This is a genomic window from Puia sp. P3, from assembly GCF_050632245.1.
GTDB lineage: Bacteria > Bacteroidota > Bacteroidia > Chitinophagales > Chitinophagaceae > Puia.
Genome location: NZ_CP192583.1, coordinates 6,581,914 through 6,606,417 on the forward strand (window position 1 = coordinate 6,581,914; position 24,504 = coordinate 6,606,417).

Annotated in this window: 24 protein-coding genes and 2 pseudogenes; 7 read left to right on the forward strand and 19 right to left on the reverse strand. The window is 53.8% G+C overall.

Going from position 1 to position 24,504, the window contains the following annotated elements:
* From ACQ86N_RS41500 to ACQ86N_RS41550, 11 genes and pseudogenes are all read right to left on the reverse strand, one after another.
* Positions 1 to 750: a glycosyltransferase family 2 protein gene (locus ACQ86N_RS41500; RefSeq protein WP_431212165.1), complete on the reverse strand. Its 750-nt coding sequence runs from the start codon at positions 748 to 750 to the stop codon at positions 1 to 3.
* Between the two features lie 244 nt (positions 751 to 994).
* Complete coding sequence (locus ACQ86N_RS41505; protein WP_431212166.1) at positions 995 to 1,558, reverse strand: phosphatase PAP2 family protein; 564 nt, start codon at positions 1,556 to 1,558, stop codon at positions 995 to 997.
* A 174-nt stretch (positions 1,559 to 1,732) separates the two neighbouring features.
* Positions 1,733 to 2,863, reverse strand: coding sequence for a TIGR03364 family FAD-dependent oxidoreductase (locus tag ACQ86N_RS41510; protein WP_431212167.1), 1,131 nt, complete (start codon positions 2,861 to 2,863; stop codon positions 1,733 to 1,735).
* A gap of 7 nt (positions 2,864 to 2,870) precedes the next feature.
* Positions 2,871 to 4,197, reverse strand: a pseudogene (locus ACQ86N_RS41515) (DUF5690 family protein).
* A 19-nt stretch (positions 4,198 to 4,216) separates the two neighbouring features.
* Complete coding sequence (locus ACQ86N_RS41520; RefSeq protein ID WP_431212168.1) at positions 4,217 to 4,933, reverse strand: HAD family hydrolase; 717 nt, start codon at positions 4,931 to 4,933, stop codon at positions 4,217 to 4,219.
* 83 nt (positions 4,934 to 5,016) lie between these two features.
* Positions 5,017 to 5,466: an HD domain-containing protein gene (locus tag ACQ86N_RS41525; protein ID WP_431212169.1), complete on the reverse strand. Its 450-nt coding sequence runs from the start codon at positions 5,464 to 5,466 to the stop codon at positions 5,017 to 5,019.
* Between the two features lie 206 nt (positions 5,467 to 5,672).
* Positions 5,673 to 7,328: a SusD/RagB family nutrient-binding outer membrane lipoprotein gene (locus ACQ86N_RS41530; protein WP_431212170.1), complete on the reverse strand. Its 1,656-nt coding sequence runs from the start codon at positions 7,326 to 7,328 to the stop codon at positions 5,673 to 5,675.
* An 18-nt stretch (positions 7,329 to 7,346) separates the two neighbouring features.
* The gene (locus ACQ86N_RS41535) at positions 7,347 to 9,377 is read right to left on the reverse strand and encodes a hypothetical protein (protein ID WP_431212171.1); all 2,031 of its coding nucleotides are present in this window, start codon (positions 9,375 to 9,377) and stop codon (positions 7,347 to 7,349) included.
* Positions 9,353 to 10,696: a TonB-dependent receptor plug domain-containing protein gene (locus ACQ86N_RS41540; RefSeq protein ID WP_431212172.1), complete on the reverse strand. Its 1,344-nt coding sequence runs from the start codon at positions 10,694 to 10,696 to the stop codon at positions 9,353 to 9,355. Before ACQ86N_RS41540 ends, ACQ86N_RS41535 begins: the two co-directional genes overlap by 25 nt.
* A gap of 236 nt (positions 10,697 to 10,932) precedes the next feature.
* Positions 10,933 to 11,502, reverse strand: coding sequence for a helix-turn-helix domain-containing protein (locus ACQ86N_RS41545; protein WP_431212173.1), 570 nt, complete (start codon positions 11,500 to 11,502; stop codon positions 10,933 to 10,935).
* A 15-nt stretch (positions 11,503 to 11,517) separates the two neighbouring features.
* Positions 11,518 to 12,369 carry a hypothetical protein gene (locus tag ACQ86N_RS41550; RefSeq protein ID WP_431212174.1) on the reverse strand — a complete coding sequence of 284 codons (852 nt, stop codon included), beginning with the start codon at positions 12,367 to 12,369 and terminating at the stop codon, positions 11,518 to 11,520.
* A 127-nt stretch (positions 12,370 to 12,496) separates the two neighbouring features.
* Between ACQ86N_RS41550 and ACQ86N_RS41555 the strand changes: the two genes are divergently transcribed.
* From ACQ86N_RS41555 to ACQ86N_RS41570, 4 genes are all read left to right on the forward strand, one after another.
* Positions 12,497 to 12,949, forward strand: a complete 453-nt coding sequence (locus tag ACQ86N_RS41555; RefSeq protein WP_431212175.1) for a UDP-2,3-diacylglucosamine diphosphatase — start codon at positions 12,497 to 12,499, stop codon at positions 12,947 to 12,949.
* A 52-nt stretch (positions 12,950 to 13,001) separates the two neighbouring features.
* Positions 13,002 to 13,334 carry a UDP-2,3-diacylglucosamine diphosphatase gene (locus tag ACQ86N_RS41560; protein WP_431212176.1) on the forward strand — a complete coding sequence of 111 codons (333 nt, stop codon included), beginning with the start codon at positions 13,002 to 13,004 and terminating at the stop codon, positions 13,332 to 13,334.
* A 6-nt stretch (positions 13,335 to 13,340) separates the two neighbouring features.
* A complete protein-coding gene (locus ACQ86N_RS41565) occupies positions 13,341 to 13,622 on the forward strand; it encodes a hypothetical protein (RefSeq protein ID WP_431212177.1) in 282 nt (93 codons plus the stop codon).
* Between the two features lie 121 nt (positions 13,623 to 13,743).
* Positions 13,744 to 14,376 (forward strand): glycosyltransferase family protein, encoded by a 633-nt coding sequence (locus tag ACQ86N_RS41570; RefSeq protein ID WP_431212178.1) that lies wholly within the window; start codon positions 13,744 to 13,746, stop codon positions 14,374 to 14,376.
* A gap of 316 nt (positions 14,377 to 14,692) precedes the next feature.
* On the opposite strand, the gene phoU is transcribed toward ACQ86N_RS41570, so the two are convergent.
* The 6 genes from phoU to ACQ86N_RS41600 all read right to left on the reverse strand — a co-directional run bounded on the left by phoU (position 14,693) and on the right by ACQ86N_RS41600 (position 20,473).
* Positions 14,693 to 15,358 carry a phosphate signaling complex protein PhoU gene (phoU, locus tag ACQ86N_RS41575; protein ID WP_431212179.1) on the reverse strand — a complete coding sequence of 222 codons (666 nt, stop codon included), beginning with the start codon at positions 15,356 to 15,358 and terminating at the stop codon, positions 14,693 to 14,695.
* A 65-nt stretch (positions 15,359 to 15,423) separates the two neighbouring features.
* Positions 15,424 to 16,182 (reverse strand): phosphate ABC transporter ATP-binding protein PstB, encoded by a 759-nt coding sequence (gene pstB, locus ACQ86N_RS41580; protein WP_431212180.1) that lies wholly within the window; start codon positions 16,180 to 16,182, stop codon positions 15,424 to 15,426.
* The gene (pstA, locus tag ACQ86N_RS41585; protein ID WP_431212181.1) at positions 16,164 to 17,012 is read right to left on the reverse strand and encodes a phosphate ABC transporter permease PstA; all 849 of its coding nucleotides are present in this window, start codon (positions 17,010 to 17,012) and stop codon (positions 16,164 to 16,166) included. Before pstA ends, pstB begins: the two co-directional genes overlap by 19 nt.
* Before the next feature lie 3 nt (positions 17,013 to 17,015).
* A complete protein-coding gene (gene pstC / locus ACQ86N_RS41590) occupies positions 17,016 to 18,002 on the reverse strand; it encodes a phosphate ABC transporter permease subunit PstC (protein ID WP_431212182.1) in 987 nt (328 codons plus the stop codon).
* A gap of 49 nt (positions 18,003 to 18,051) precedes the next feature.
* Positions 18,052 to 19,161 (reverse strand): phosphate ABC transporter substrate-binding protein PstS, encoded by a 1,110-nt coding sequence (pstS, locus tag ACQ86N_RS41595; RefSeq protein WP_431212183.1) that lies wholly within the window; start codon positions 19,159 to 19,161, stop codon positions 18,052 to 18,054.
* Between the two features lie 34 nt (positions 19,162 to 19,195).
* Positions 19,196 to 20,473, reverse strand: coding sequence for a hypothetical protein (locus ACQ86N_RS41600; RefSeq protein WP_431212184.1), 1,278 nt, complete (start codon positions 20,471 to 20,473; stop codon positions 19,196 to 19,198).
* A gap of 451 nt (positions 20,474 to 20,924) precedes the next feature.
* On the opposite strand from ACQ86N_RS41600, the gene ACQ86N_RS41605 reads away from it, so the two are divergent.
* Together ACQ86N_RS41605 and ACQ86N_RS41610 are read left to right on the forward strand one after the other, a co-directional pair.
* Positions 20,925 to 21,482: a DUF47 domain-containing protein gene (locus ACQ86N_RS41605; protein ID WP_431212185.1), complete on the forward strand. Its 558-nt coding sequence runs from the start codon at positions 20,925 to 20,927 to the stop codon at positions 21,480 to 21,482.
* A 47-nt stretch (positions 21,483 to 21,529) separates the two neighbouring features.
* Positions 21,530 to 22,554, forward strand: a pseudogene (locus tag ACQ86N_RS41610) (inorganic phosphate transporter).
* Between the two features lie 157 nt (positions 22,555 to 22,711).
* On the opposite strand, the gene ACQ86N_RS41615 reads toward ACQ86N_RS41610, so the two are convergent.
* Entirely contained in the window at positions 22,712 to 22,909 is a 198-nt protein-coding gene (locus tag ACQ86N_RS41615; RefSeq protein ID WP_431212186.1) for a hypothetical protein, read from the reverse strand.
* Entirely contained in the window at positions 22,909 to 23,082 is a 174-nt protein-coding gene (locus ACQ86N_RS41620; protein ID WP_431212187.1) for a hypothetical protein, read from the reverse strand. Before ACQ86N_RS41620 ends, ACQ86N_RS41615 begins: the two co-directional genes overlap by 1 nt.
* Positions 23,083 to 23,097: 15 nt before the next feature.
* On the opposite strand from ACQ86N_RS41620, the gene ACQ86N_RS41625 reads away from it, so the two are divergent.
* Positions 23,098 to 24,504 (forward strand): TolC family protein, encoded by a 1,407-nt coding sequence (locus tag ACQ86N_RS41625; RefSeq protein WP_431212188.1) that lies wholly within the window; start codon positions 23,098 to 23,100, stop codon positions 24,502 to 24,504.

Genomic DNA, 24,504 nt, shown 5'->3' on the forward strand with positions numbered 1-24,504 from the left:
TTATTTACGTGGTTTATACATTTCTCTTTTCATCAGCCCCCATTTACAGAGGCGGTGGACGACGGATACGTGCAGAACGCCAAGCCCATAGACGACGCTGCGACGGAAATTGATACTGGAAGCCTCGTCGAAATACTTGGTGGGGCAGGTGATCTCCGCTATCTCGTAGTCCAGATAGATTATCTGGGAAAGCATTTCATTGTCGAATACGAAGTCCTCGGAATTGATCTCGTAGTTGATCCGCTCGAGGACCTCGCGTGAAAATGCGCGGTAGCCCGTGTGATACTCTGCCAGTTTTTGGCGGAGCAGGACGTTCTCGAAGAAGGTAAGCCCGCGGTTGAAGATATATTTATACAGGGGCATGCCGCCGCGAAGAGCGCCCTTGCCCAGGGTTCTGGCTCCCAATACGACCTGGTAGACGTTGTTGGCGATCAGCCAGGCCATGGACGGGATCAGTTTGGGCGTATACTGGTAGTCCGGATGGAGCATGATGACGATATCGCCGCCCAGTTCGAGCGCCTTGTTGTAGCAGGTTTTCTGGTTGCCGCCGTAGCCGCGGTTCTTGTCGTGTTTGATGACGTGGCGGATGCCGAGCTCTTTCGCGACGGCAACGGTCTGGTCGCTGCTGTTATCGTCGACGAGGACGACCTCATCGACTATATCGAATGGGATCTCTGAATAGGTTTTCCGAAGCGTAAGTGCTGCGTTGTAGGCAGGGAGAACGATAACCAGTTTTTTTCCTTCAATCATGCTTTCTATCTTTCTATTGGATCTTTGTACGACAGGATGGGGGTTTTACCAAAGGTACCCCATCCTGTCGCACGTCTGATGATGGGCCTTCGGCCAGCGGAGAACTTCGTCGGAGCTGCTTCGCCACGCGCCTCCCTGTTCTCACCCTTCGTTCCTCGGGTGGGTCCGCTCTTCCGATTAATTTTCCCATTGCGGGAAAATTATCGAAAAATTGAGGGCAAACCTACGCATAATATTTTATACTCTATCCCCCTACCCGCCGGGACCTCGTAAAAAGGGGCAGCGATTCCAACTTTTCACCCAATAACCAATAAATAACCAGTGAAGTAAGCATTCCGATCGTCGATCCCATTAACACGTCGTTTAGAAAATGTTGTCCGAGATAGATCCTCGAATAACCCACCGCCACGGCCACCAGCAGATAGATGGCGTTCGTTTTTTTGTTCTTCTCGAGCAGGGCGAGCATGGTGGCCAGCGCGAAAACCGATGTGGTATGGCCGGATGGGAAACTGGCAAAGCCCACATTGGTCACCCCATTGATGAAATAGGCGTACTCCCCCGGGGCAAAGAACTGTTTGGGCCTGGGCATCGAAAAGACGTTCTTTAGTATATTGGCGAACAGCGCCGAAAGAAGAAATGAAATAGTGACGAGGCTGGCCTGGGACCAGCGCCGCATCAGCAGGAACAGGACGATCACCAGTACCGAGAATGTGCCGTCCCCCAAAAAGGTGACGTATATGAAGAAGGTATCGAGGGCGCTCCTATGATAAGGGTTCAGCGCCACAAAGGCTCCGGCCTTTCCCTCCATCAGTAAAAAAATGAATCCTACGATGAAAACGAAGACAAAACAGCTAAAAAAAGACGGTTGTCCGCAAAGATGTCCCTCAGCTTGTTCATCCGGTAAAAGTACATAATCCCGCGGAAACGGGATCCGCGGGCGGTGAGGCCCGTGGGGGGTGTCGGGCCCGCTTGATGGCCAGGCCTACAGTCCCTCGACCAGTTCTTCGGCCAGGCCGAAGGAAAGGGTCATACCGGCGCCACCTACCCCATTGATGACATAGACGTAGGGCTCGGGGGAAAAGAAGAGGTCTGCCTCGCCATCCGTGAGTTTCGCATACACTCCGTTCCAGGTCTCGGCAACGGACCAGTCCCTGAAACAGGCAAAGCGGCGGAGGTAGTCCAGGATCTTCCGGTTGATAAAGTCCTTGTCGAACGGGTCGTGCGTGAGGCCGTACTCGTGGGAATCTCCTACGGTCAGTTCGCCCCGGCCGTTCTGGGCGACCATCACGTGGATGCCCCACTGCAGGTAGTCGGCCATTTCTTCCTCATACCGGCTCCTCAGCTTCGACAGTGAGGGAGCGGCCTTAAAACTATTGTAGTGTATCAGCGACAGTCCCCCGCAGAGTGCGGGTCCGATACGCCAGTCTTCCGGCTGGGCGGTGAGCCGCATCATCTGCAGTTTGCATTTGGTGACGGGCTGCCCGGCGAAGTGTTCCGGATAGAGGGTCTCGAAGTCGGCGCCGTTGCAGATGAAGACAAGGTCGGCTTCGTACTCTTCGTCGTTGCCGATATAGACGATCTGGTCGGAGATATAGGACACGCATTTACCCCAGTAGAACTCGACTCCGTACTGTTCGGAAAGCCATCCTGGCAGTGCGGCGATGGCTTCGCGCGGGTCTACGATGACTTCGTCCGCGCTATGCAGGCCGCCTATCAGTCCTTCGGTGACGACGGCTCCGGATATGGCTTTGACTGCCCTGGAGTCGAGCAGCTTGATGGGCCGCCCTTCCTTCTCAAAGCCGGCGCAAAGCTCCTGCAGCACCTGCCATTCTTCGGGCTGGTAGGCCAGGTGGAGGCTGCCCGCGGATTCCAGCCAGAAATCGGCCCTGGGAGCAAGATCTTTCCAGATGTTCCTGCTGCGGACGGCCCGGTCATACATCTTCCCTGCCGGCTGACCGATCGGCCAGATCATCCCGAAGTTGCGGATGGAAGCCCCGACCGCCTTGTCGGTTCGTTCGAAAACTTTTACCGAGAAGCCGCGTAGCGAAAGAGCCCTTGCGGTTGCCAGTCCTACAATACCGGCGCCAATAACGATTGCAGATCGCGACGTCATAAATTCCTCAATTATTTTTCCTGTAAATATTTGCAAAAAGTACGGAACCCCACAATACCAGCAACATACCTGCTGCGGCAGAGACGTAGAACATGCCGGTAAAAAAGTCGACCCAGGTATAGTGGATATGTACAAATTCCTTGATCAGCAGGACGACTACCGTCCCCAGATAGCCGAAGGCGTCCGCCAGATAGATCAGAAAGCCGACGTTCCCCGCGACCTTATAGGCGGCGAGCATGCGCTCGAAATAAAAACAATTGTAGGGCACGTAGCCCAGATAGAGCCCCGCCGAGGCCGTGACGATCCAGGCTACGGGCGAAAGCAGGTGCAGATGAAACAGGACCGTAGCGCCCGCGGCCAGGATAAATCCGCCGACAATGATGGCGTTGTTCAGCTGAAACGCGAGGTAGTTGTTGCGGAGGAGAAAAACCGCCGACTACCGCCAGGACGATGAGTGACACGATGGTGCTGGTGTTGGCAAAAACGCCGGTGTTGGCGCCGTAGCCGGTTTCGGTCCAGAGCTCTTTCGCGAAATCCTCGGTGAAATCGCGGAGGATGGTGAGCATTACGTAGGCGATGACTATCGGGATCAGCGCGTATCCGAACCGGTTCAGGAAGTCGCGGCGCTGCTGTGGCCCCATCGGCAGCCTGATCGTCCGCTGGGCGATGTCCTCGCGGGTGGGGGGCGGCGTCTGGTTCAACAGCCAGGTCGAGAGGAGCAGGGGACCGATAAATGCGGCGCCTGCGACAAAGGGCATCCAGGTCTCGCTGACTCCGTGTTTGGTCATCGCGCTTCCAACGGTCTTGGCGAGGCCGCTGGCGAAGATAAAGCTGGTGGCGAGTACGGCCCCCATGAGCTCGGTCACGCGCCGGCCTTCGAGGAAGCCGAAGACGAGGCCCCAGACCATCCCGAGCGGAAGACCGTTGACGAACATGAATATGAAGTTATAGGGAACCGGTACTATCGCAAACAGCAACAGTGATGCCCATGCGACTAGGACCAGTCTCACGATAAAGCCCGCTCTTTTCGACGGTTGCATGCCTGCGATAAAACGAATGCCGTAGAACTTACTCAGCATATAGCCTATCACCTGGGAAATGACCAGTATGACCTTATAGGAGATCCCGAGAAAGGTTATTCCCGAATAAGAGGCGGCGGTGAAGGGTTTCCGGAAGCCGTACATGCAGGTATAGACAACGAACGACGTCAGCGACACGTAGACGACAAAGACCCATACCGGCGAGCGTTGCAGCCGGGCCTTGAGACTCATTCCGCCCTGCGCAGGCGTCACCAGCTGACTCATACCCTCACCCCCCGGCTGAATCGCGTCCATAGTAAATGATTTATTCCTATTAATGATTGTCTTTGCCGGTCTCTTCAGAGGCCTCGAGTATGGAGAGCAGCTCTTCCAGATCGTCGATAATATGATCGGGCCGGTAGGCTTCCAGCTGCTGACGGGTATATGCACCCGTAGTAACGCTGACGACCTTTCCGCAGGCGGCGTTGCGTCCTTCCTCCACGTCGACCTCTGTGTCGCCCACCTTCAGGACCCGGGCGGGGGAGGTGATCCCGAGGTCTTCGATCAGCACTTCGATCATGTCGGGGTGGGGTCGGCCATTGGCGACCTCGTCGCTGCAGATGACCTTATCGATCAGTGAATTCCGGCTGTCCCAGCGAAGGCGGTGCAGAATGGTATCGGTAATGCTGCGGGTAAACCCGGTATTGAGCGCGATCTTGATGCCTTTGCGTTTGATCTCGGAAAACACGCGTTCCGTATGAGGGAAAGGCGCCAGCGCCGTGTCGTTGCGATAAAAAGCGATCATCCGGTCGATAAAACGGACGTGAATGCGGTCGATGAGCACGTCGTCGTCCCGGTGTTCGGGATAGAATTTCTTCAGGAGCCTGGCTACCGCCTCTATCTTGCGAAAACCCATGACCTTTTTAACCTCGTCTACAGGTACCTCCAGATCAAAATCCCTGAAAGCGGCCATGAAGGCTTCCGCCACGCTGCCGTTGTCACGGACGGTGGTGCCTGCTATATCAAAAACGACAAGTTGTATCGAGCTCATATTGTTGGGGGATTTTGTGTGACGACGGGTTTATCGGGGTGGTTGTGACTCAGGGTTTGTTGGGGGATTGTGGGTCAATGGTTTTAGCGGGGGGTAGCGGGACTATTAGAAAGGTGCTGAAAGATCATGGCGCGGTAGTGCTGCAGGTCGGGAAGGGGTTTGTTCTCGATCTTCGCCTGCTCGTCCCATTTCCTCATTTGTATGATAAGGTCGAAGAGGGGATATTGTTCGAAGGCGGCGGCTTCGTCTTCCGTCATGGGTCCGCCCCGGAATTCCAGGGGTTTTTTGCTGGCCTCGGACAGCTGGGCGTAGTATTCCGGGTCCCTGGCGGTCAGGTAACGTTTGGCTTCCACGTGCGACTCGACAAGGCGCACGATTTTTTTCGAAAAGCCCTTGCCGCGCAGGAAATCGGCCCCGAGTTCTTCGTGGTCCATCACGCCGAAGCCGTCCATGTCGCGGGGGGTGGAGGAAGCCCCGGCGTTGATATGTCCGATATCGTGGAGAAAAGCGGCGAGCACCAGCTTCCTGATCATAGCCCTGCTGTTCGGCGAGTTCGGCGGCCTGCGCCATGTGTTCCAGCTGGGTTACCTTCTCACCTGCATACCCGGCTCCGCCAAAGCCTTCATAGAGGCCCATTATTTCGTCTGTGATCCGTTGCGCTTGCTCTGTATTCATAAGTGATAAATTTAAATAAAAAGTGCGGCCCCTACGGAGCCGCACCCAATTGATAACATTTAATTTATTTCAGTATCCACATCTTCTGGTTCAGGTCGTCCGTGCCGAATCCCTGACCCGACAGTGCGGCCCTGTAGTTAACGGTATTTACCGTCTGCTCGGCCACGGGATACGCCCACCGTAGCGGAATTATCCCGTTGTTGCCGACACCGCTGCCGCCATCAAAGGACGGAACGCCGGTCCTGCGCCAGTTGTAGTAGGACTCGTAGCCGGAGTTCTCGAATGAGGCGATATATTTCTGCAGGACGATCTGGTTGATCGCCGTAGCCGTCGTGGCGGAGAGCTTAACGGCCGGCTGGGCATAGTATGCAGTAAAGTCAAAGGTTACCGGATATGGCTGCACATCGGAGGTGGAAGTCCCGCCCGGCGGCAGGAAAAAGGCGGTGAATCCAGGCTGCGTAACGTCGATGCCATAGAAGGCAAACGAGTTGGTGATGCCTTTTTTGTACCAGTCCTCGGCGGTCCCGCCGATCCAGCCGCGCTCGATGGCTTCGGCGATGTTAAAGCACAGTTCCTTGTAGCCAACCAGTACGTTGGGTTCGCCGGTGAAATTGGCGTAGTAGCGCTTCCGGTTGATAAACGAATACAGTCCGGCGTCGGCGTTATTGTACATCGTCGCCAGCGGCTCGCCGGTGCTGGCTCCTGCAAAGTACTTGTATTGCGCCGGATGAAGGCTGTCGTTGCCAACCAGCGCCCAGGCCGGTTCGGAGGTGACGAAGACGCGCGCGTCGTTGAGCGTCGTCATCGTGCTGACGTAGGCTTTCGCCATGTTGAACCGGGTAGCGATCGATCCGAAATTGCTCGGATTGAAAGGATAAAGACTGTATGTATTGGTCCCGCCCGGGTTGAAGTTGAATTTCAGGTCGTCGTCCTGGCTCTGGAAGATCGGGTATTTACCGGGGTTATTGATGATGTTGGCAAACTGCGCCGCCACATTCAGCGTGGCGTCGGAAGCTTTGCCGCTCAGGCTGATGAGGACGCGCAGCTTAAAGCTGTTGACCAGCCGCTGCCAGCTGACCAGGTTGTTAGCCTGGGTACCGTAATAGATATCCTGGTTCTTGTCCAGCAGGTTGTTGATATCGCCTGCCGCGATGAGCGACGCCAGCTCGGTATTGGCTGTGTCGAGCACGCTAAGCACGTACTGGAAGACCTTCTGCTGTGTAGTATAGGATGGCGTCAGGTTGGACAGCCCCTGCAGGTCGTTGCCAAGAGGAATATCTCCGAACATCATGGTCATGTTGTAGTAGTAATAGGCGCGGACGAATCTGCCGACTGCCTTGTACGGGTTGACGGCCGGCAGCAGCTTGGACGCTTCGCCTTCCATCTGCACCACCTGTTTGAGGACCGTGTAGGAGTTGAAGGAGCCATTGGTCCAGGAATAGATATTGTTGTCGTAGTAGTCGTAGTTGCTGCAGTGGTACTGGTTCCACCGGTGAGCCGCGTCCCAGGCATTGACACCCTCATTGGATCCCGTTGCGCTGAGCGAACCCTGTCCTTTTACCGTACCGGACATATCGGTAAGGACGGTACCCAGGATCAGCCTGGGAGGCACGCTGGAGGGATTGTTCGGGTCGACTTGTTTTTCGTTGATCTGCTTGTTACAGGATGCCGCCACGATTGCGGCCATCAGCAGCAGAAAGATATATTTTCTCTTTTGCATATTTTGATGTTTATACGATTAAAAGGAGAAATTGATGTTTATGCCATAGCTCCGGGTCGTCGGCGTCTGCAGGCCTGATGAGGACGAGGGAGTAGCGCTGTATTTCCCGTTATTGCCGACCGAATAGACGCTCTGGCTGTACTGGTCCACGTCAAGGTCCTTGTACTTGTCCGGGAAGAAGTAGAGCAGGTTCCTTCCTACCAGCGAGACGCTCGCGTCGCTGATGATGGTCCGCTTGCCAAATACCTTGTTGGGCACTTTATAGGTAATGGCGACCTCTCTCAGTTTGGCGTAGGTCTTCTTTACGATGTCGAGATCGGGGATGCTGGCCGCGCGCGTAACGAAGGGCTGTACCTGGCTCTTGACCGTATTCTTCGTCTCGTTCAGGTCTTTCATGTTGACGATATTGCCGTTGATGGGATCCAGCTGGATGCCATTCGTACCGGTCAGGACCACGCCGTCGCCCGTATAGGCTGCCACGTTCGCCTCGTCGGAAGGCCTTGCCGCGCCCAGTGCGCCGGTGGCACTCTCGGTATGACGACCGGCCTGCAGCGTCTTCTTTCGTACGTTGTCCTCGATTACGCCGCCCACCATGCCGTCGAACTGAAAGCGAAACGAAAAGCCTTTGTAGCTGAGGGTATTGATCACACCCCACTGCCAGTCCGGGTCGCTGTGTCCGTATACTTTCTTCGCCGAAGTTCCGACGTCCGAATACCGCAGATAAACGCCCGACTGCGGATCGATGACCATCTTGCCGTCCGGAGTCCGTACGAATGCGTCGTCATAGACCAGGTCCACTCTGGCGCCGTTCTTCTCATAGTTGTCGGGCTTGCTGACGTAGTCGGTCCATTTCCTCTTGAACGTAAAGAAATTCGCGGTTACATTCCAGCTGAATCCATCCTTGTGAGAGACCGGCGTACCGTTGATCACGGCTTCCCAGCCATCGTTGGTATAGCCGTCGCCGTTGGTCCGGTAGCCGGAATAGCCCGAAGCCTGCGAGGTCAGCTGCTGTACGATGCCCGTGTTCTTGTAGTGGTAGCGGGTGAGGTCCAGACCCAGCCTGTTGTTGAGGAAGCGGATGTCGAGGCCTGCCTCATATGCTTTCCGCTCGGAGGTCTGGATATTGTTGCTGATCACTACGTCGGTATAAGCAGCGCTGACCTGGTTGTTGTAGGTAGGGCTGAGCGTGTAGGTTTTCGAGAACAGATAGGCTGGGCCATTGTAGGGAGAAGCCCAGTAGTAGCCGTATCCGTTGGCGGGTGTGCCGGTGATATCAGGCGAGAACGTTGCGCTGGTGCCACCGCTCTTGCTGGATGCGTAAGAACCTCTGACCTTCAGGAAGGAGATTGCGCTGGGCAGGTGCACGTACTCCGAAATGACCGACGCAAGGTTGAAGGAAGGATAGAAGTAGCTGTTGGTATTGGAAGGCAGTGTGGAGGATTTGTCCACGCGGCCGGTAATATTCGCCGTTATATAGGACTTATAACCGAGGTCCAGCGAGTAGTAGGCGCTCAGCACCAGCATGCTCGACCGGTAGCTGATACCTGTCACGGGATTCAGGGAGTTTGCGAAATTATAGATGCCGGGGACGTTCAGGTAGTTCGTCGACGTATAATCGGAATTGAAGGTCTGATTCCTGACCGTTCCTCCGCCTACCGCCTGCACGTCGAGGAAGCCGGCGATCTCGTTGCGGTGATACCTGACCTGCAGGTCTTCGTTGGTCTCGAACTGGGACCTCCGGTCTTCGCGGTAGTCGCCCTGACGAAGCTCGCGGCCGTATACGCCGGCCGAGTACGGCAGTTTTTCGTTGTTCATCATGTCGTATGCCGTCATGCTGGGGCGAAACTGGAAGTCGACTTCGTTGTTAAGCTTGTAGTTCAGCGAGAGATAGCCGTACTCGTTGTTCTGATAGTGTCCGCGCAGCCATTCGTAGGACATGAAATAGGGGTTGTTATACCGGTAGTACTCGGCATATTTCTGCTGGATGCCGACCTTTCCGGGCTGCCAGTAGTCTTTCATATCGTTCATGGACCAGTCGGCGCCCCCCACAATATAATATTGTAGATGATGCTGTTTGGGCCGTATTGGACGTCCGGCACGTTCGGTGTCGACTGGCGGCTAAAATTGAAATAGGTCGTAAGGCTCAGTTTGGGGTTGAAGCGCTGGACTACGCTGGCGGTGAAATTCGCATTGTTCAGCTTAGTATTGGGTACAACGCCCTGCTGATAGGTATTACCGGCGGAGATGCGAATGTCAGTTCTTTCGGTGGAGGAGCTGACCGCGATGCTGTTGGTGGAAAGAACGCCAGTCTGGATGAATTTCCTCAGGTTGTCCTTGCCGCGTGCTACCCACGGCGTAGGCTCAACGTGACCAGTAAACGATTTGCCGTCGGCAAATGTCGTCTTATAGGTCTGGCCGGCCGTAAACTTGCCGTCATACTGGGGGAGCAGCTGGCCTCTGAACTGGGGGCCCCAGACGTCATAGTCGTAGTCGTTTACGCCGACGCCGACCGCACCCGTTCCGAAATAGCTGGCGGGGCTCGATCCGCCGCCGCCGAATGCGTATTTGCCGTTGTCGCCGGGACCGTAGGTATCCTGATATTTGGGCAGGGCGATAAAGCCGCTGTTGATCTGGGTGCTCGAATTGACCGTTACGAGCGTCCCGGCTTTTGCTTTCGAGCCTTTCCTGGTAGATATGATAATGGCCCCGTTCTTTCCCTGGAAACCATAGAGCGCTGCGGCGTTGGGTCCCTTCAGAATGGTAAAGGTCTCGATATCGTCGGGGTTGATATTGTAGGTATCGGAAGCGATCGGCACGCCGTCGACCACGAAGAGGGGGCGGTCTTCGGGACTGTTCTCGCCGCGGATGATGACGTCCGGGGAGTGGCCGATCTCGGAATTGATGTTGACCTCGAGGCCTGCGGCGTTACCCTTCAGAGAGTTGACCGGGTTGGGTTCCCGGGCTGCGGTCAGCTGCGAAGCGTCGATGGCCTGGATAGCATATCCGAGGCGTTTTGCTTCTTTCTTAATCCCTGTTGCGGTGACTACTACCTGGTTCAGCTCTTTGGCATCGGCTGCGACCGTGATCGCGAGGTCGGCGCCCGCGACAGTAGACTCTGTGCTGGCTACGCCTACGCCCGATACGACAAGGACGTCGCCTTCTTTCGCTTTGATGGCAAAGCTGCCGTCTACCGCGGTAGACGTACCGATGCGGGTGCCTTTGATAACCACTGAAACGCCGGCGATCGGTGACTGGTCAGCCTTTGAGAAGACGTGGCCCGTGATGGCCTTTTGTTGTGCGAAAGTAAATAGAGGGAACAGGAGGGTCAGCAAGAGGATCCCCCTTGAGCAGTTCGTTTTCTTACTCATAAATACAGTTTATTAATTGTGTGATTAGCCGGGAGCGAAATTATTCCGGTAGTGTGACCGGAAGGTTAGGGGGATTTAAGTAAATGTTAACAGTTTAGAAATACTAAACGAATGTTAAGTATTTGTAAATAAGAGGAAACACTTGATTACGCATGCAGCAACGCTGATACCGCGCCGGGCGGGTCGCTCAGTGGCGGGAATGGGGAGATGACGGACAGGAGAAGACTGATAACCGGTCAGAACAGATAGATCACCAGAATGAGAGCCTCGGTGTCGCCGATGTTCTTCAGCCGGTGGGGGGCGCGTCCGTCAAAGAATAGTGTGTCGCCTTCGTGAAGGGTGAAGACCTCTTTGTCGATCTGGTATTCGATGTCACCTTTTAAGATATACTTGCATTCGAATGCGTCGGTGCGGATCATCTGTTTGCGGACGGAATTCTTTTTGAGCCCGAGCAGAACGACGTCGGTGGCCTGTGAAGTTATAGACCGGGTGAGTATGCGTTTGTAGCTGAATCCTTTTACGGGTTCCTTGCTGAACATCTTCTCCTGCCCCTTCCGGATGATGAGGATATGGTTGTTATTGAAGCTGTCCTGCATGTCCTCGAAAAAGCTGCGCAGGTCTTCTTCGAGCGAATGGATAATATTGAACAATACGGGGAGGGAAGGGACGGTACGGTTGTTCTCGATCTGAGAGATCAGGCCTTTGCTGACGCCCGCGCGGGTCGCCAGTTGTTCGAGGGTGATATTCTTTTGGGTTCGTTTGGCCTTTATCTTATCACCGATGAGCAGGAGAAGTCCTTCGTTCATGGTGGTTAAACTATATCATAAAGATACATGCTCGTTGAGATAAGCGGCCAATTCTCTGATATGATCCGTATTGATATAGTCGGCGTGCAGCTCCATGAGCGTCTTCCAGGCTGTGGGGGTGTCGGGCGCGTCCCAGAAGCGCACGGGCAGGTGCTGTTCGTGGGCGTTCTTTATGGCGGTTTCCAGCAGGCGTCTGTCCGCAGCGGGCAGTTCGGTCTGGCCGTTCCAGTGCGTAAGGCTGTGCAGGTCGTCGCTCATCATCACGATGCGGGAAAGGGCTTCCGGCGTATAGGCGCGGCCGAGAATGCCGTCGAATGCGATAAAGGAGGGATAGGAGGTATAGAGGGCGGGCGCGGGGCGGTTGCCGCTGATCACCCATTTTATATTCGGACACTGTTCGAGTGCGGGGTATTTGTCGAGCAGCGCTACCAGTGCGGCGAGCGCGGCGACGGAGTCGGCTTTTACGTCGATGAGTATCTGCAGTCGTCTGGCGCTGTCGGCGTAGGGGTGCCCGTTGTTCTTCTCCAGACAGGACAGCAGCGGCTTGATATAGTATTCTTCCAGAGTACGGCCGGCCTTGATCTCCTCCCTGTTGTGCCCTACGAGCACCCGGCCTTCCTGCAGCCAGATATCGGCTTCGATCGACCCAAACCCGGCCTGCCAGGCCAGCCAGAACGGAATGTCCTGTTCGTAGTCGTTATGAGAATGCGTATTCGCGACGGAATACTTCTCTTTCCCCGTCATCAGCCAGCCGGGAAAACTGGCGCCGACGGCTACCCTATCCACTGCGGGAGCGGCAGAGGGCTGCGCCCTGAGCGAACTTACGGTCAGGCACAAACAGACTGCAATAAAGAGAGGTCCAGGCATTTTTTTCATGGGCGCAAAGGTAAAATATCCCTTCCGGCTATAGCCAGAAACCTTTAAAGTTACAATTTCTTAACGTCCAGGTAAAATACCAGTAATATGTGTTATAGAACTTTGGAAAACCACAGAAATGGAAAAGCGACCCGTAGATGTAGTTGTTTTATCAGATGTTCACCTGGGGACATACGGATGCCGGGCCAAGGAGCTTGTCAACTACCTCAAAAGTATCACGCCTAACATACTCATTCTCAATGGGGATATCATCGACGGCTGGCAATTTACCAAGCGTTACTTCCCCGTCGCCCACATGATGGTCATAAAAGAGATCATCCAGTTCATCACCAACGGGACCCGGGTCTTCTATATTACGGGCAACCATGACGAGATGATGCGCCGCTACACGGATATCCAGATGGGGAATTTTACCCTGACCGACAAGCTGGTGCTGGAGATCGACAACAAAATGACGTGGATCTTTCACGGGGACGTTTTCGACAACACTACCAAAGGGAGCGCCAAGGTTCTGGCGAAAGCTGGGCAGCAGCGGGTACAATCTCCTGATCCGTTTCAACAGATTTATTAACTTTATTCTAAAGTCCCTGGGCCGCGAAAGAGTATCCATCTCCAAAAAGGTAATGGCTGGCGTCAACGCGCTCAGCAAGGTCAACGAATTCGAGAATATCGCAGCTGAGCTCGCCATTGAAAAGAAATACGACTACGTCATTTGCGGGCATATTCACCAACCCCAGAAGAAGATCGTAGAGACAAAGAACGGGAAGGTCACGTACCTGAACTCCGGAGACTGGGTGGAGCATCTTACCGCACTGGAATACCAGCAAAACGAATGGACCATCTTCGAATACGATGAAAAGGATTTCCCGGTGACACAGACGATCGAGATGAAGCCCAGTGTGAACGTTATCACAGACGAAATAAATTTCTATATCAATTCACTCGCAGCTATTTAAAGGACTATGAAGATTTTTTACGCAGTTCAGGCAACAGGCAATGGCCATATCAGCAGGGCGATGGAACTGATCCCTTACCTCGAGCGGTATGGCGAGGTGGACATTTTCCTGAGCGGTGCGAACAATAGTCTTCAGCTGGACGGCTCGGTCAAGTACCGGAGCAAAGGCCTTAGCCTTTTTTACACCAACAGCGGCGGGCTCAACTACTGGGAAATAGCCCGACAGATCGCCCCCTCCGCATCTGGAGAGAGGTCCGCGATCTTCCGGTGGAAAAGTATGATCTGGTGATCAATGATTTTGAAAGCATCACGTCTCTGGCCTGCGCCTATAAAAAAGTGCCTTCGGTCAATTTCGGTCACCAGGCCAGTTTTATATCGCCCAAGGTGCCTCGTCCGGAGAAAAAGACCAGATGGGTGAATGGATCCTGCGCCACTATGCTCACGCTACCCAATATATCGGCCTGCACTTCAAACAATACGACGATTTTATCCTCCCGCCTGTGATTAAAAAGGATATACTTCAGGCCGAGCCGCAGGACAAAGGGCATATCACCGTGTATTTGTCCTCCTACAATGACGCCACGGTTCGTCAGCATCTCCAGCCCCTGAAGGAGTTTCGGTTCCAGGTGTTCTCCAAAGAGGTGAAACAGGCCGTCCAGGACGGCAATATCCTGTTCCTCCCCGTCAGCAGGAACGCCTTCAACAAGAGTCTCATCACCTGCAAGGCCATTCTCACCGGTGCGGGTTTCGAAACGCCGGCCGAGGCGCTTTATCTCGGGAAGAAGCTCATGGTCATCCCCATCAGGGGCCAGTACGAACAGTTCTGCAATGCCGCGGCCCTGAAGAAAATGGGGGTGCCGGTGTTGAAAACGCTGGATGCCGGATTTGAGCAGGTGTTTCGCCCGTGGATGGAGCAGAAGAGGAGGCCGACGCTGCATCTCGACTATTCGACGGAGTCGACTGTTAGTTATTTGATGCACAATTGCTCGAATGAGAAGAAGAATGCGTTGGATCTCATCTATCCCGAATTTGTTTTTAATTAGATTTTACTGAGTTTAAGTGCACGGCTTAGGTGCATGGCTCAGGTCCTGGTGTGATTCTCCGCTACGCCGCCGGGCGGCGGCTATGCCGGGGCCGGCAAAAAAATTTCCCCCATAGAGATGGGGGAAATTCTGCATGAGAAAATTCAACTCTACATATATAAACCATCGATTAACAGGTGACTAACCAATTGTCAATTCATTGGCGGCCCAAAAATAAACTCCCCGTATTACGGGGAGTTTACTGAATCGTTATCCTAATATTATATCGGGTGTACCGGGGGAGGGCGGGTGAAATATCCGCCGCGTTCGGAGAAGCTTAGGCGAATTTTTTGCTGTGCTTCAGGACCTTAGCCTCCAGGTAGAAGATGATCTCTTCGGCGACGTTCTTGGTCTGGTCGCCGACGCGCTCGAGACGGCGGATGATCGAGATCAGCCACAACGCCTGGGCCGTGTCCTCCGGATGAGCCTTCAGGTGAGCTTCCAGTACCTTGTTCGACGATTTGTTGACCGCGTCGAGGAGGTCATCGCGCTTGAAAACGCCGCGCGCAAGGATGGTGTCTTCCTTCTCGAAAGCGGCCTGCGTATCTTCCAGCATGCCGACGGCCTCTTCGTACATCGGCATGACGCGCGAGACCTCGAGCAGTTCTTTGGAGAAAGGGGCTTCCGCGTCGATGATATACTTGGCGATGCCTTCCGCGATATCCCCGATGCGCTCCAGATTCGAGTTGATCTTCAGGACGGCCAGGAGGAAGCGCAGGTCGATGGCGACCGGGCAGAAAAGGGCGAAGATGTTTTCGCAGTCCCTGTCGATCTTGAGTTCGCTGCCGTTGACCCTTTTTTCCTTCAGCACGACTTCGCGCGCGAGGTCTTTGTCAAAGGTCAGGAAAGCTTCCCGCGCCTTGTTCAGCTGAGAATTGACCAGCGTCCACATATTGATAGCTTCAGACTTTAGTAGCTGGAGTTCGGTTTCTATTTGTGCCATGGTTCTTTATAAGTTAATACATAAATGTACGATACACCGCGGTATTATTCGCCTGCCGGATCAAACTAGCTGAAGCGGCCCGTGATGTAATTTTGCGTTCGATTGTCCTTCGGGTTGGTGAACATGATCTTGGTATCGTCATACTCGACCAGTTCGCCCATGAAGAAAAAGGCCGTTTTATCGCTGACCCTCGCCGCCTGCTGCATGTTGTGGGTGACGATGATCAGGGTGTAGTTGACCTTCAGCTCGTGGAACAACTCCTCCACCGTCGAGGTAGAGATGGGGTCGAGGGCGGAGGTGGGCTCGTCGAAGAGCAGTACCTCGGGCTCCATCGCGACGGCACGGGCGATACAGAGGCGCTGCTGCTGGCCACCCGAAAGGAAGGAGCCTTTTTTGTTCAGCGAGTCCTTGACCTCATTCCACAATGCGACTCGGGTGAGCGAATGCTCGACGATGCGATCCCGTTCGGCCTTCGGCAGCTTGACCCCGTTGAGCTTGTAGCCCGCGATGACGTTGTCATAGATGCTGAGGTTGGGGAAGGGATTGGGACGCTGAAACACCATGCCTATCTTCAGACGAACAAAGATGGGGTGCATCTGGTAGATGTCCTCTTCGTTGAGCTTCATCTCGCCTTCGCAGGTGGCTCCGGGGATGAGTTCGTGCATCCGGTTGATACAGCGCAGATAGGTGGTCTTTCCGCAGCCGGAAGGACCCATTACCGCGATAACATGGTTTCGGGGAATATCGATGTTGACATTCTTAACGACATGATTGCTACCAAACGAAGCGTTAAAGTTCCTGCTCTTTATAACTGTACTTTCCATTTTCTGGTTACTATCTTAGTAAAAATGTTTAGGAATAAGACCCACAGCAAAAGGATCAGCGAAGCGCCCCAGGCGAGATCGTGCCACTCGTTGTATGGACTGGTGGCATAGTTGAAGATCAGCAGGGGCAGGCTCTGCATGGGTTGGGTCAGGTTGGTCGACAAATAGGGGTTGCCAAACGCGGTAAACAGCAACGGGGCTGTTTCCCCCGTTATACGGGCAATGGAAAGCATGACACCGGAAAGAATACCACTGATACCTACCGGGATAATTACCTTAAAGATCACACGATGAAAGGGCATGCCCAGTGCCAGCGCCGCTTCTTTCAGGGCGTCGGGCAGCAGCTTGAGGGTCTCTTCCGTGGACCGGATGACGATGGGCAGCATCATGATGGCCAGGGCCGCGCTACCGGACAGCGCCGAGAATTTGCCAAACGGCTTGACCAGCCAGAAATAGGCGACGATACCGATCACGATGGAAGGCACACCCTGCAGGATATCCGTGGACAGGCGGCACCAGTAAGCGAGCCGGCTTTTCCTGTTCTCGCTGAGATAGACACCGGCCAAAATCCCGATGGGGATCGCGATGACTGAAGCGACGAGGACGATCAGGATGCTGCCGACGAGGGCGTTGGCGATACCGCCGCCCGTTTCACCGACGGGCTTGGGAATATTGACGAGGAAATGCCAGTTGATCTTGGTTATGCCCGCCTTGATGATGAAGAAGAGAATTGCGAGCAGGGGAACCACACAGGCAAAAGCCAGCACATAGGTCAGGATCTGAAACCCATAGCTTTTACCGAGTCTGTATTTTACGTTGGAGGCTTGCATAACTTATTCGTTGGTGAAGCGGTCAATGATCTTCTTTCCGATCAGGTTGATGACAACCGTGACCAGGAAGAGTACCAGTCCGAGTTCGATGAGTGCGGAGAGATATACCGGTTTGTCGGCCTCCGTAAATTCGTTGGCGATGACGCTGGCCATGGTATTACCCGGCGCAAAAATGCTTTTAGGAATAAGACTGGTATTTCCGATGACCATGGTGACGGCCATCGTCTCACCAAGTGCGCGTCCGAGCGACAGCAGAATGCCGGCGAAAAGGCCGGACTTGGTATACGGCAGTACGACGCTGCGAATGACTTCCCAGCGGGTAGCGCCCAGTCCGTAGGCGGCCTCCTTCAGGTGTGAAGGGACGAGGTTGATCATCGAACGCCCCAGCGAGGCAGCATAGGGAATGATCATCACCGCGAGGATAAGAGAAGAGCTGAAAATACCCACGCCGACGGGCTCCACGCCAATGCTGGATTCGAACGAGCGGACGATGGGTACGAGAACGGCCAGTCCCCAGAAGCCATAGATGACCGAAGGTACGGCGGCGATCAGCTCGACCGTATTCTTCAGGAAATTCGGCAGCCAGCCCTTCGGGTGGTATTCACCCAAAAAGATGGCGACGGCGACGGAAAAAGGGATCGAAATGATCAGCGCCAGGAATGAGCTGAGCAGGGTTCCCAGCAGGAAGGGCCAGGCGCCGTAGACGTCCTGGACGGGATCCCAGACCTTGCTCCACAGGTATTTCGGCCCCAGCGCTTTTATCGACGGGAGGGACTGAACGACCAGCGTAAGCAGGATTCCGAGCACGAGGATGACGATGAGCAGCCCCATGATCGAAAGGGTCCTTTTGAAAACGCTCTCTGTCCTGATCTGGCGAAATGACCTTCTTGCACGCTTCTTCGCCTTTAAAATCGCTTCGGGGGTAGAATTAATTACCCGCAGGGGAAGATCGCTGCGGGTAACCATACCATTCTCTACAGATGTATCCATAAATGTCAGTTAAGGGCGCCGCCACGAAGGCGGCGCCTCGTTCGTTCAATTACTGTAAAATGGGCTTGCCATCATATGTGGCGGACTTCAGGATCGCGTCGCCGGCGCTGACAGCAGCGGGAGACAGCGGAGCATAGGTCAGCGCAGAGCTGAATTGCTGGCCGTCGTGGATCATCCAGGAGATCAGTTTCACCAGCTTGGTAGCGCGTTCGGCGCTGCGGCTGTTGTATTTCTGCTCCTTGTAGATGATAACCCAGGAGAACCCGGAGATGGGGTAGCCATCAGCGGCGTCCGTGTTGGTCAGGGATACCTTGCTGTCGGCAGGGATCTGGATATTCGCGGCAGCAGTTACGCTGGCGATGCTCGGCGTAATGAAATTGCCGGATTTGTTCTTCAGTTTGGCATAAGGCATCTGGTTCTGAACGGCGTAGGCCAGTTCGATATAGCCGATCGTGCCGGGAGTGTTCTTGATCAGACCAGCAACGCCTTCGTTGCCTTTTCCGCCAAGACCCGCGGGCCAGTTGACAGAAGAACCCTTTCCAACCCTGGTGCTCCACTCTTCGCTGACCTTGGACAGGTAGGTGGTGAAGATATTGGAAGTACCGCTGCCATCGCTGCGGTGGGCAATCACGATGGACGTGGCGGGAAGTTTGACGCCCTTGTTCTCAGCGGCGATTTTTCCATCGTTCCACTTGGTGATCTTACCGAGGAAGATATCGGCCAGGACTTCGGGAGTCAGCTTCAGGGTATCTTTTACTTCGGGCAGATTGTAGCTGAGTACAACTGCACCGGCTGTAATTGGGATGTGGATCGCAGGGGCGGAGATCGCGGAATCCTGCTTGCCGTTCATCGGGGCGTCAGAAGCGCCGAAGTCGACGGTCTTGGCGGTCAGCTGTGAGATACCGGCGCCGGAACCTACAGACTGATAGTTGACCTTCAGGCCGTTAGCCTTGTTATACTCAGAGAATTGTTTAGAGAACAGGGGATTATCGAAAGAGCTACCGGCTCCGATGAGGGTATTGTCGTCGCTGCTGGCAGAACCGGTGGAGTCAGCACCGGAAGTGCTGCCGCCGCCACCGCAGGATACCATAGCGACAGTAATAACCGCAAAGATAGAAGTGCTAACCAGGGTCTTAATGTTGAAAAATTTTTGCATCATGATCGTATTGTTAAGGAGTATATATCTTTTTTGATTAATGGACATAAGGATAATAAGAGTATGTCGGGTTCGAGAACAGTTTGCCAAAAGTGAAATAGAAAGTCACCCGATACACCAGATCATAGTCGTGAGCAGCAGCACCCGTAAGACCGGACTGCTGACCCATATACCTGTTATACCAGATATTGGGCATGATATGAACGTTATTTACAGGCGAGTAGTCGATACCGGCGGAAAGGAATCGCTCTTTATTGCTCGGATCATAGGTCGTACTGACCGTGTAAAGAGACTTGTACTTGCTGTAAGTAGTATTATCGTATTTCGTGTTAGGATTGTAGAAATCGTACCGGGCAAAAACACTGAGCTTGTTGCCGATGAGGTTGTAATGTCCGTACAGGCTAAGACCGGTGGCCGTTCCATCCAGCGTATCTACTATCGCACCCCGGGTTGCCTGCTCGGCCTGCGCCAGTTTGTTGGTATAACCTTCCACACCAACCCTGAACTTTTTGTCTACCCAGACGATCGACCCCTTAAGCATCTGACGGTAGGAATGACTATGAGGCCCGGCCACCCAGTTCTGACGCTGATAGTCGGCATAAGCATCCAGGATTAGATGATTCTTAAGGAATCCAACAAATACATCTCCGTAGAACCATTTGTAAAGGGTGCCGTTGAGCGCCTGGGGCTTTGCGCTTGTCCCATTGGCCACCAACAGATTATACCCATATGTTACGTTCTTGTCGGCAGTGTTGAACCGGCCCTGCAGTCCGAGACCGAAGTCAAAGGAAGGAGTCCGGCGGATATCGGTGATGGTCCTTTCGATCGGACGGGAATAAGTAAACAGGTTTTCCGTCATGTAAGGAAAGGCTGGGGTGGGTTGCAGGCCAAAAATAAGGTCATTGCCCTTAAACAGAAAGTTCTTCCAGCGAAGGTTAGCGAATTTAATGTAAGGGGTGAACTTGTTATTCTGAAGAAGGTCGCCGGTCGTGAAATCATCCTCTGCGGCAAAAAGGAACTCAGCGGAAAAATTCTTCGCTATATTATAATCATATCCAATGTAGATGCGACGGAACTGAAATTCATCCTGGTCCTTCTTTACATTGGTGTACTGATTGTTCCCGCCGCGATTCAGGGAGTCTGCATGCGACTTATGGAAATAGTCGCCGAATATATAGCCCCAGACCCTGCCGGAATTCGGAACACCCGCCCGAAAAGCAGAATCGTTGTTCCATAAATACTGCCCCTGGGAGGCGAAAGCCAAAAATGAGAAAATAGCGATAAAAAGGAATTGTTTTGCGAAGTTACGTTTCATAAAAGTCTTGGTTCATTAAAAAACTTGGTTCGAAAAATAAGTTTAGCGGTTCGACGTCGTTCAAATTCGACTGCAAAACAATGTTTAAGCGATGAACCCAATGTTAAGGGAATATTACCTTAATGTTAACAGTTCCAAAAAGAGAGCAAGTTCTCCAAAAAATTGTCTTTTTATTTGCTGTTTTTGAATATTTTATGTATGTTAACTATTTTATCTAAATAAAAAATAGCGTTTATACCCAAGGGTTGGATGCGGATGAGCTTTTGCTGTGTTAAGAAATTATTACCAAATTAATTTTAGCCCCGGTTACCGGTCACATTGAATTTAAATTTGTGATCCTCGCAAAAATTTTATGAAATGAAGGGGTTTAATGCAATTGTTCAGTTATTCATGCCCAAGGACAAGGTCTTCTATTCCCTTTTCGAAGAAGCTGGCAGATAGTGTGGCCCGGATGGGCGAGCTTTTAAAAGGGGTGGTGAGCGAACCGGATTTTGACAAGAGGGCGGTGTTGATCTCTCAGCTGGAGACACAGGAACACGTGAACGACGAATTTACTCATCGGATATTTACGGAGCTCGGCCGTAATTTTATCACACCCTTCGACCGTGAGGACATCCACTATCTCGCCAGCGCCCTCGACGATATCTGCGACTATATCTATGCGGCAGCCAAAAAGATCAACTTCTATAAAGTAAACCCCAATGACCCGGGGATCCAGAAGATGGCCGATCTGATCGAACAGGGCTCGAAACAAATACGTAATGCGGTAAAAGAGCTGCGGAATATGCGGGACATGCGCACGATCACCGACGCGCTGGTGCGGGTGAACAGCATCGAGAACCAGGCCGACGATATCTTCGACATGAGCATCGAGCGCCTCTTCGAGACCGAACCCGACGCCAAAGAAGTCATCAAAAAGCGGGATATCTATCAGGTGATGGAGATCGTGACCGACAAGTGTGAAGACGCCACCAACGTGATCGAATCTATTATTATCAAATACGCCTAGGCGGATGCCTTATTTTTTGAATCGCCCCCTGAAAGCCTTTCCCACATATGTTACTGCTTTTTATCACTATCGCCCTGGCACTGGTATTCGACTACATCAACGGATTTCATGACGCGGCCATCTCCATCGCCACGATCGTTTCGACCAAGGTCCTTACTCCTTTCCAGGCCGTGCTCTGGGCAGCCATCTTCAATTTCGCGGCGTTCTTTATCTTCAAATATTTTATCGGAGAGTTCAAGATCGGCAACACGATCGCCCATTTCGTCTCCCGCGATTTTATCACCCTCCCGGTGATCCTCTCCGGTCTAATCGCGGCCATCACCTGGAACCTGTTCACGTGGTGGTTCGGGATCCCCTCCAGTTCGTCCCATACCCTTCTCGGCGGATTTGTCGGCGCGGCGCTGGCTCATGCCGGCGGGTGGACCGTCCGGGGGCATGACGTCATCGACTATGGCAGCGTGCTTCCGACCTTTTTCTTTATCGTTCTGGCGCCGCTGATCGGTATGTTCGTCGCCCTGATCATCACCATATTAATTGTCAACCTTTTCCAGAAAAGCAATCCCTACCGGGCCGAGAGCTGGTTCCGCCGTCTGCAGCTGCTGTCCTCCGCCCTGCTGAGCCTCGGTCACGGCGGGAACGACGCCCAAAAGTACTGGGTATCATCGCGGCGGCGCTGGTTGCCCACGGCGACATGGAAAATATCCGCGAGATCCCCACCTGGGTGCCGATAGCCTGTTTCTCGGCCATCGCCCTTGGCACTATGAGCGGGGGTTGGCGGATCGTCAGGACCATGGGGAGCCGAATCACCAAGGTCAGTCCGCTCGAGGGCGTTTGCGCGGAGACTGCGGGGGCTATCACCCTGTTCCTCACCCAGTCGCTCGGGATCCCGGTGAGTACGACCCACACCATTACCGGGGCTATCGTAGGTGTTGGCGCGACCAGGCGGATGTCGGCGGTCCGCTGGGGAGTGACGATCAATCTTGTCTGGGCCTGGATCCTGACCATACCGGTGAGCGCGCTGCTCGCGGCCGGGGTATACCGGGTCCTCCGGATGTTCCTGCACGCGGGGTAGGTGGACGGGGAATCCCCGCCGAATCGGACATGGGGGGCGGCCCGCAGCGGGGTAGGTGGACGGTCGTTTAACGATTCGTTACGACCCCGCTAAAATATTTATTACTATATTTACGCCTCGCTTTAAACATGCAAAAAAGGATTTATAAGATTTTCTTCTATACGCTGCTGCTTGCGGTGTATGGAGTATTTTTTCCGTCGAATCCTTTTACAATTTCGAGGGCCACACCGATGCAAAGGCCGTTTTTAATTATTCCGCCCTCGCTGAGCTCCGGGTGAACCACCAGCAGGTGGTCAAATCCAGCCCCATTCAGTCTTCGGGCAAGCACAAGATCCGGCTTAACAAACGCTTTCATCAGGAAGAGATAGCTCCCTGTCCGATGATCACGGTCGCCGCGCCGGAAGAGCGGATCATTCCAAGAGTGCTGGGTGCGTACCGGACCGCCCCGCTGCCTTCCGTGCCGGAGGCGTGCCTGCGCCTGCGAGGTCCCCCGTCGTTGCCTGATTCTCCGGCAACAACATTTTTCATTAAAATAAGCATTGTATGGTCGCTTTCTGTCACAGAAAGTCACTGCGGACCTGGGGTATTCTGGCAATACTGCAGCTATCCGTACTTTCTCTCTTTGCACAACCCAAAAAATATTCGCTCGCGCAGTTCATCGATTCCGCCCAGAAACACCTGCCGGCGCTTCTCCAGAAAAAATCGCTGGTCGATGCCGCAAAAGCGGGGGTCACGGACGCCAGACACGCGTACCTGCCTACCTCCTATATCGGCGATCAGGTGACGGCGGGCACGGATAATTCGTTACCCGGCTCGTATATCGGCTTTGGGGTCATCCCCTCGAGTTCCAGCGGCGTACGCCCTTCCAATATATATGAGTCCGCCATCGGGAATATTGGCTTCTTTTCCAACCAGTACGAGCTGCTCGACTTCGGTCTGAAAAAAGCCACGGTCCGCAGCGCCGAGGCGTTCGCGAATCTCAGCCAGGCCGACCTGGACCGGGAGACCTATCTCGTCCAGTGGCAGGTGGGCAAATTGTATCTGGATATCCTGAAGAACCAGTTCCAGCTGGCTATCGACCGGGAGAACGTCGCCCGCTATGAGACTATATATAAGGTCATCCAGGCGGTGACCCAGAGCGGGATCAAACCCGGCGCTGACTCGGCGCTGGCCATGGCGGAGCTGTCAAGGACCCGTATTACGTACAACCAGACCTACGGCAGTATCCGCGGACTGCAGCAGCAGCTGGGTTATCTGACCGGCATTCCCGCGGACGACATCAATATCGATACGGCGCAGACCAAGAGCTATCTGTCCGCGCTCGGCATCATCGGCCGCATCGACAGCGCCTCGGTCTATAACAATCCACTGGTAGACTATTTCAACAAGGAGAAGCTGCTGTACCAGCAGAAGGAGGATCTCGTCAAAAAAAGCTATCTGCCAAAGGTATTCCTCTCAGCGGCGGGCTGGGCCAGGGGCTCGAGTATCGACTATACGGACAACTACAAATCGACAATCAGCGGACTGGGGTACCAGCGTTTCAACTACCTGGCCGGACTAACGCTGGAGTATGATCTCTGGAATACGGTCCACCGGAAAGACAAGGAGCGTATCGCCCGCAGCAATACCATTGCCAGTGAATACGGGCTGCAGCAACAGCAGCTGTCCCTTGCCAATGTCGGCAATAAAGCCGAAGAAAGCATCCGTACGGCAACCAAAAACCTGATCGAAATTCCGGTACAGGTAGACGCGGCGAACAGCGCCTTCGAGCAGAAGACGGCCCAGTATAAGGCGGGCATCATCAATCTCGTGGACCTGACCAACGCCTCCTTTGTGCTCTACCGCAGCCAGACCGACTATGTGCAGACGCTCAGCGACTGGCTGCTGGCCAACCTGGACAAATATTCTGCGGCAGGCCAGCTCAATCTCTTCATTCAATCAATCAAATAA

What these genes read in the sequence shown, in the direction of transcription:
- ACQ86N_RS41500 (WP_431212165.1), bottom strand. Translation starts at nt 750, where the DNA reads ATGATTGAAGGAAAAAAACTGGTTATCGTTCTCCCTGCCTACAACGCA.
- ACQ86N_RS41505 (WP_431212166.1), bottom strand. Translation starts at nt 1,558, where the DNA reads ATGGAGGGAAAGGCCGGAGCCTTTGTGGCGCTGAACCCTTATCATAGG.
- ACQ86N_RS41510 (WP_431212167.1), bottom strand. Translation starts at nt 2,863, where the DNA reads ATGACGTCGCGATCTGCAATCGTTATTGGCGCCGGTATTGTAGGACTG.
- ACQ86N_RS41520 (WP_431212168.1), bottom strand. Translation starts at nt 4,933, where the DNA reads ATGAGCTCGATACAACTTGTCGTTTTTGATATAGCAGGCACCACCGTC.
- ACQ86N_RS41525 (WP_431212169.1), bottom strand. Translation starts at nt 5,466, where the DNA reads ATGATCAGGAAGCTGGTGCTCGCCGCTTTTCTCCACGATATCGGACAT.
- ACQ86N_RS41530 (WP_431212170.1), bottom strand. Translation starts at nt 7,328, where the DNA reads ATGCAAAAGAGAAAATATATCTTTCTGCTGCTGATGGCCGCAATCGTG.
- ACQ86N_RS41540 (WP_431212172.1), bottom strand. Translation starts at nt 10,696, where the DNA reads ATGAGTAAGAAAACGAACTGCTCAAGGGGGATCCTCTTGCTGACCCTC.
- ACQ86N_RS41545 (WP_431212173.1), bottom strand. Translation starts at nt 11,502, where the DNA reads ATGAACGAAGGACTTCTCCTGCTCATCGGTGATAAGATAAAGGCCAAA.
- ACQ86N_RS41550 (WP_431212174.1), bottom strand. Translation starts at nt 12,369, where the DNA reads ATGCCTGGACCTCTCTTTATTGCAGTCTGTTTGTGCCTGACCGTAAGT.
- ACQ86N_RS41555 (WP_431212175.1), top strand. Translation starts at nt 12,497, where the DNA reads ATGGAAAAGCGACCCGTAGATGTAGTTGTTTTATCAGATGTTCACCTG.
- ACQ86N_RS41560 (WP_431212176.1), top strand. Translation starts at nt 13,002, where the DNA reads ATGGCTGGCGTCAACGCGCTCAGCAAGGTCAACGAATTCGAGAATATC.
- ACQ86N_RS41565 (WP_431212177.1), top strand. Translation starts at nt 13,341, where the DNA reads ATGAAGATTTTTTACGCAGTTCAGGCAACAGGCAATGGCCATATCAGC.
- ACQ86N_RS41570 (WP_431212178.1), top strand. Translation starts at nt 13,744, where the DNA reads ATGGGTGAATGGATCCTGCGCCACTATGCTCACGCTACCCAATATATC.
- phoU (WP_431212179.1), bottom strand. Translation starts at nt 15,358, where the DNA reads ATGGCACAAATAGAAACCGAACTCCAGCTACTAAAGTCTGAAGCTATC.
- pstB (WP_431212180.1), bottom strand. Translation starts at nt 16,182, where the DNA reads ATGGAAAGTACAGTTATAAAGAGCAGGAACTTTAACGCTTCGTTTGGT.
- pstA (WP_431212181.1), bottom strand. Translation starts at nt 17,012, where the DNA reads ATGCAAGCCTCCAACGTAAAATACAGACTCGGTAAAAGCTATGGGTTT.
- pstC (WP_431212182.1), bottom strand. Translation starts at nt 18,002, where the DNA reads ATGGATACATCTGTAGAGAATGGTATGGTTACCCGCAGCGATCTTCCC.
- pstS (WP_431212183.1), bottom strand. Translation starts at nt 19,161, where the DNA reads ATGATGCAAAAATTTTTCAACATTAAGACCCTGGTTAGCACTTCTATC.
- ACQ86N_RS41600 (WP_431212184.1), bottom strand. Translation starts at nt 20,473, where the DNA reads ATGAAACGTAACTTCGCAAAACAATTCCTTTTTATCGCTATTTTCTCA.
- ACQ86N_RS41605 (WP_431212185.1), top strand. Translation starts at nt 20,925, where the DNA reads ATGGGCGAGCTTTTAAAAGGGGTGGTGAGCGAACCGGATTTTGACAAG.
- ACQ86N_RS41615 (WP_431212186.1), bottom strand. Translation starts at nt 22,909, where the DNA reads ATGAAAGCGTTTGTTAAGCCGGATCTTGTGCTTGCCCGAAGACTGAAT.
- ACQ86N_RS41620 (WP_431212187.1), bottom strand. Translation starts at nt 23,082, where the DNA reads ATGAAAAATGTTGTTGCCGGAGAATCAGGCAACGACGGGGGACCTCGC.
- ACQ86N_RS41625 (WP_431212188.1), top strand. Translation starts at nt 23,098, where the DNA reads ATGGTCGCTTTCTGTCACAGAAAGTCACTGCGGACCTGGGGTATTCTG.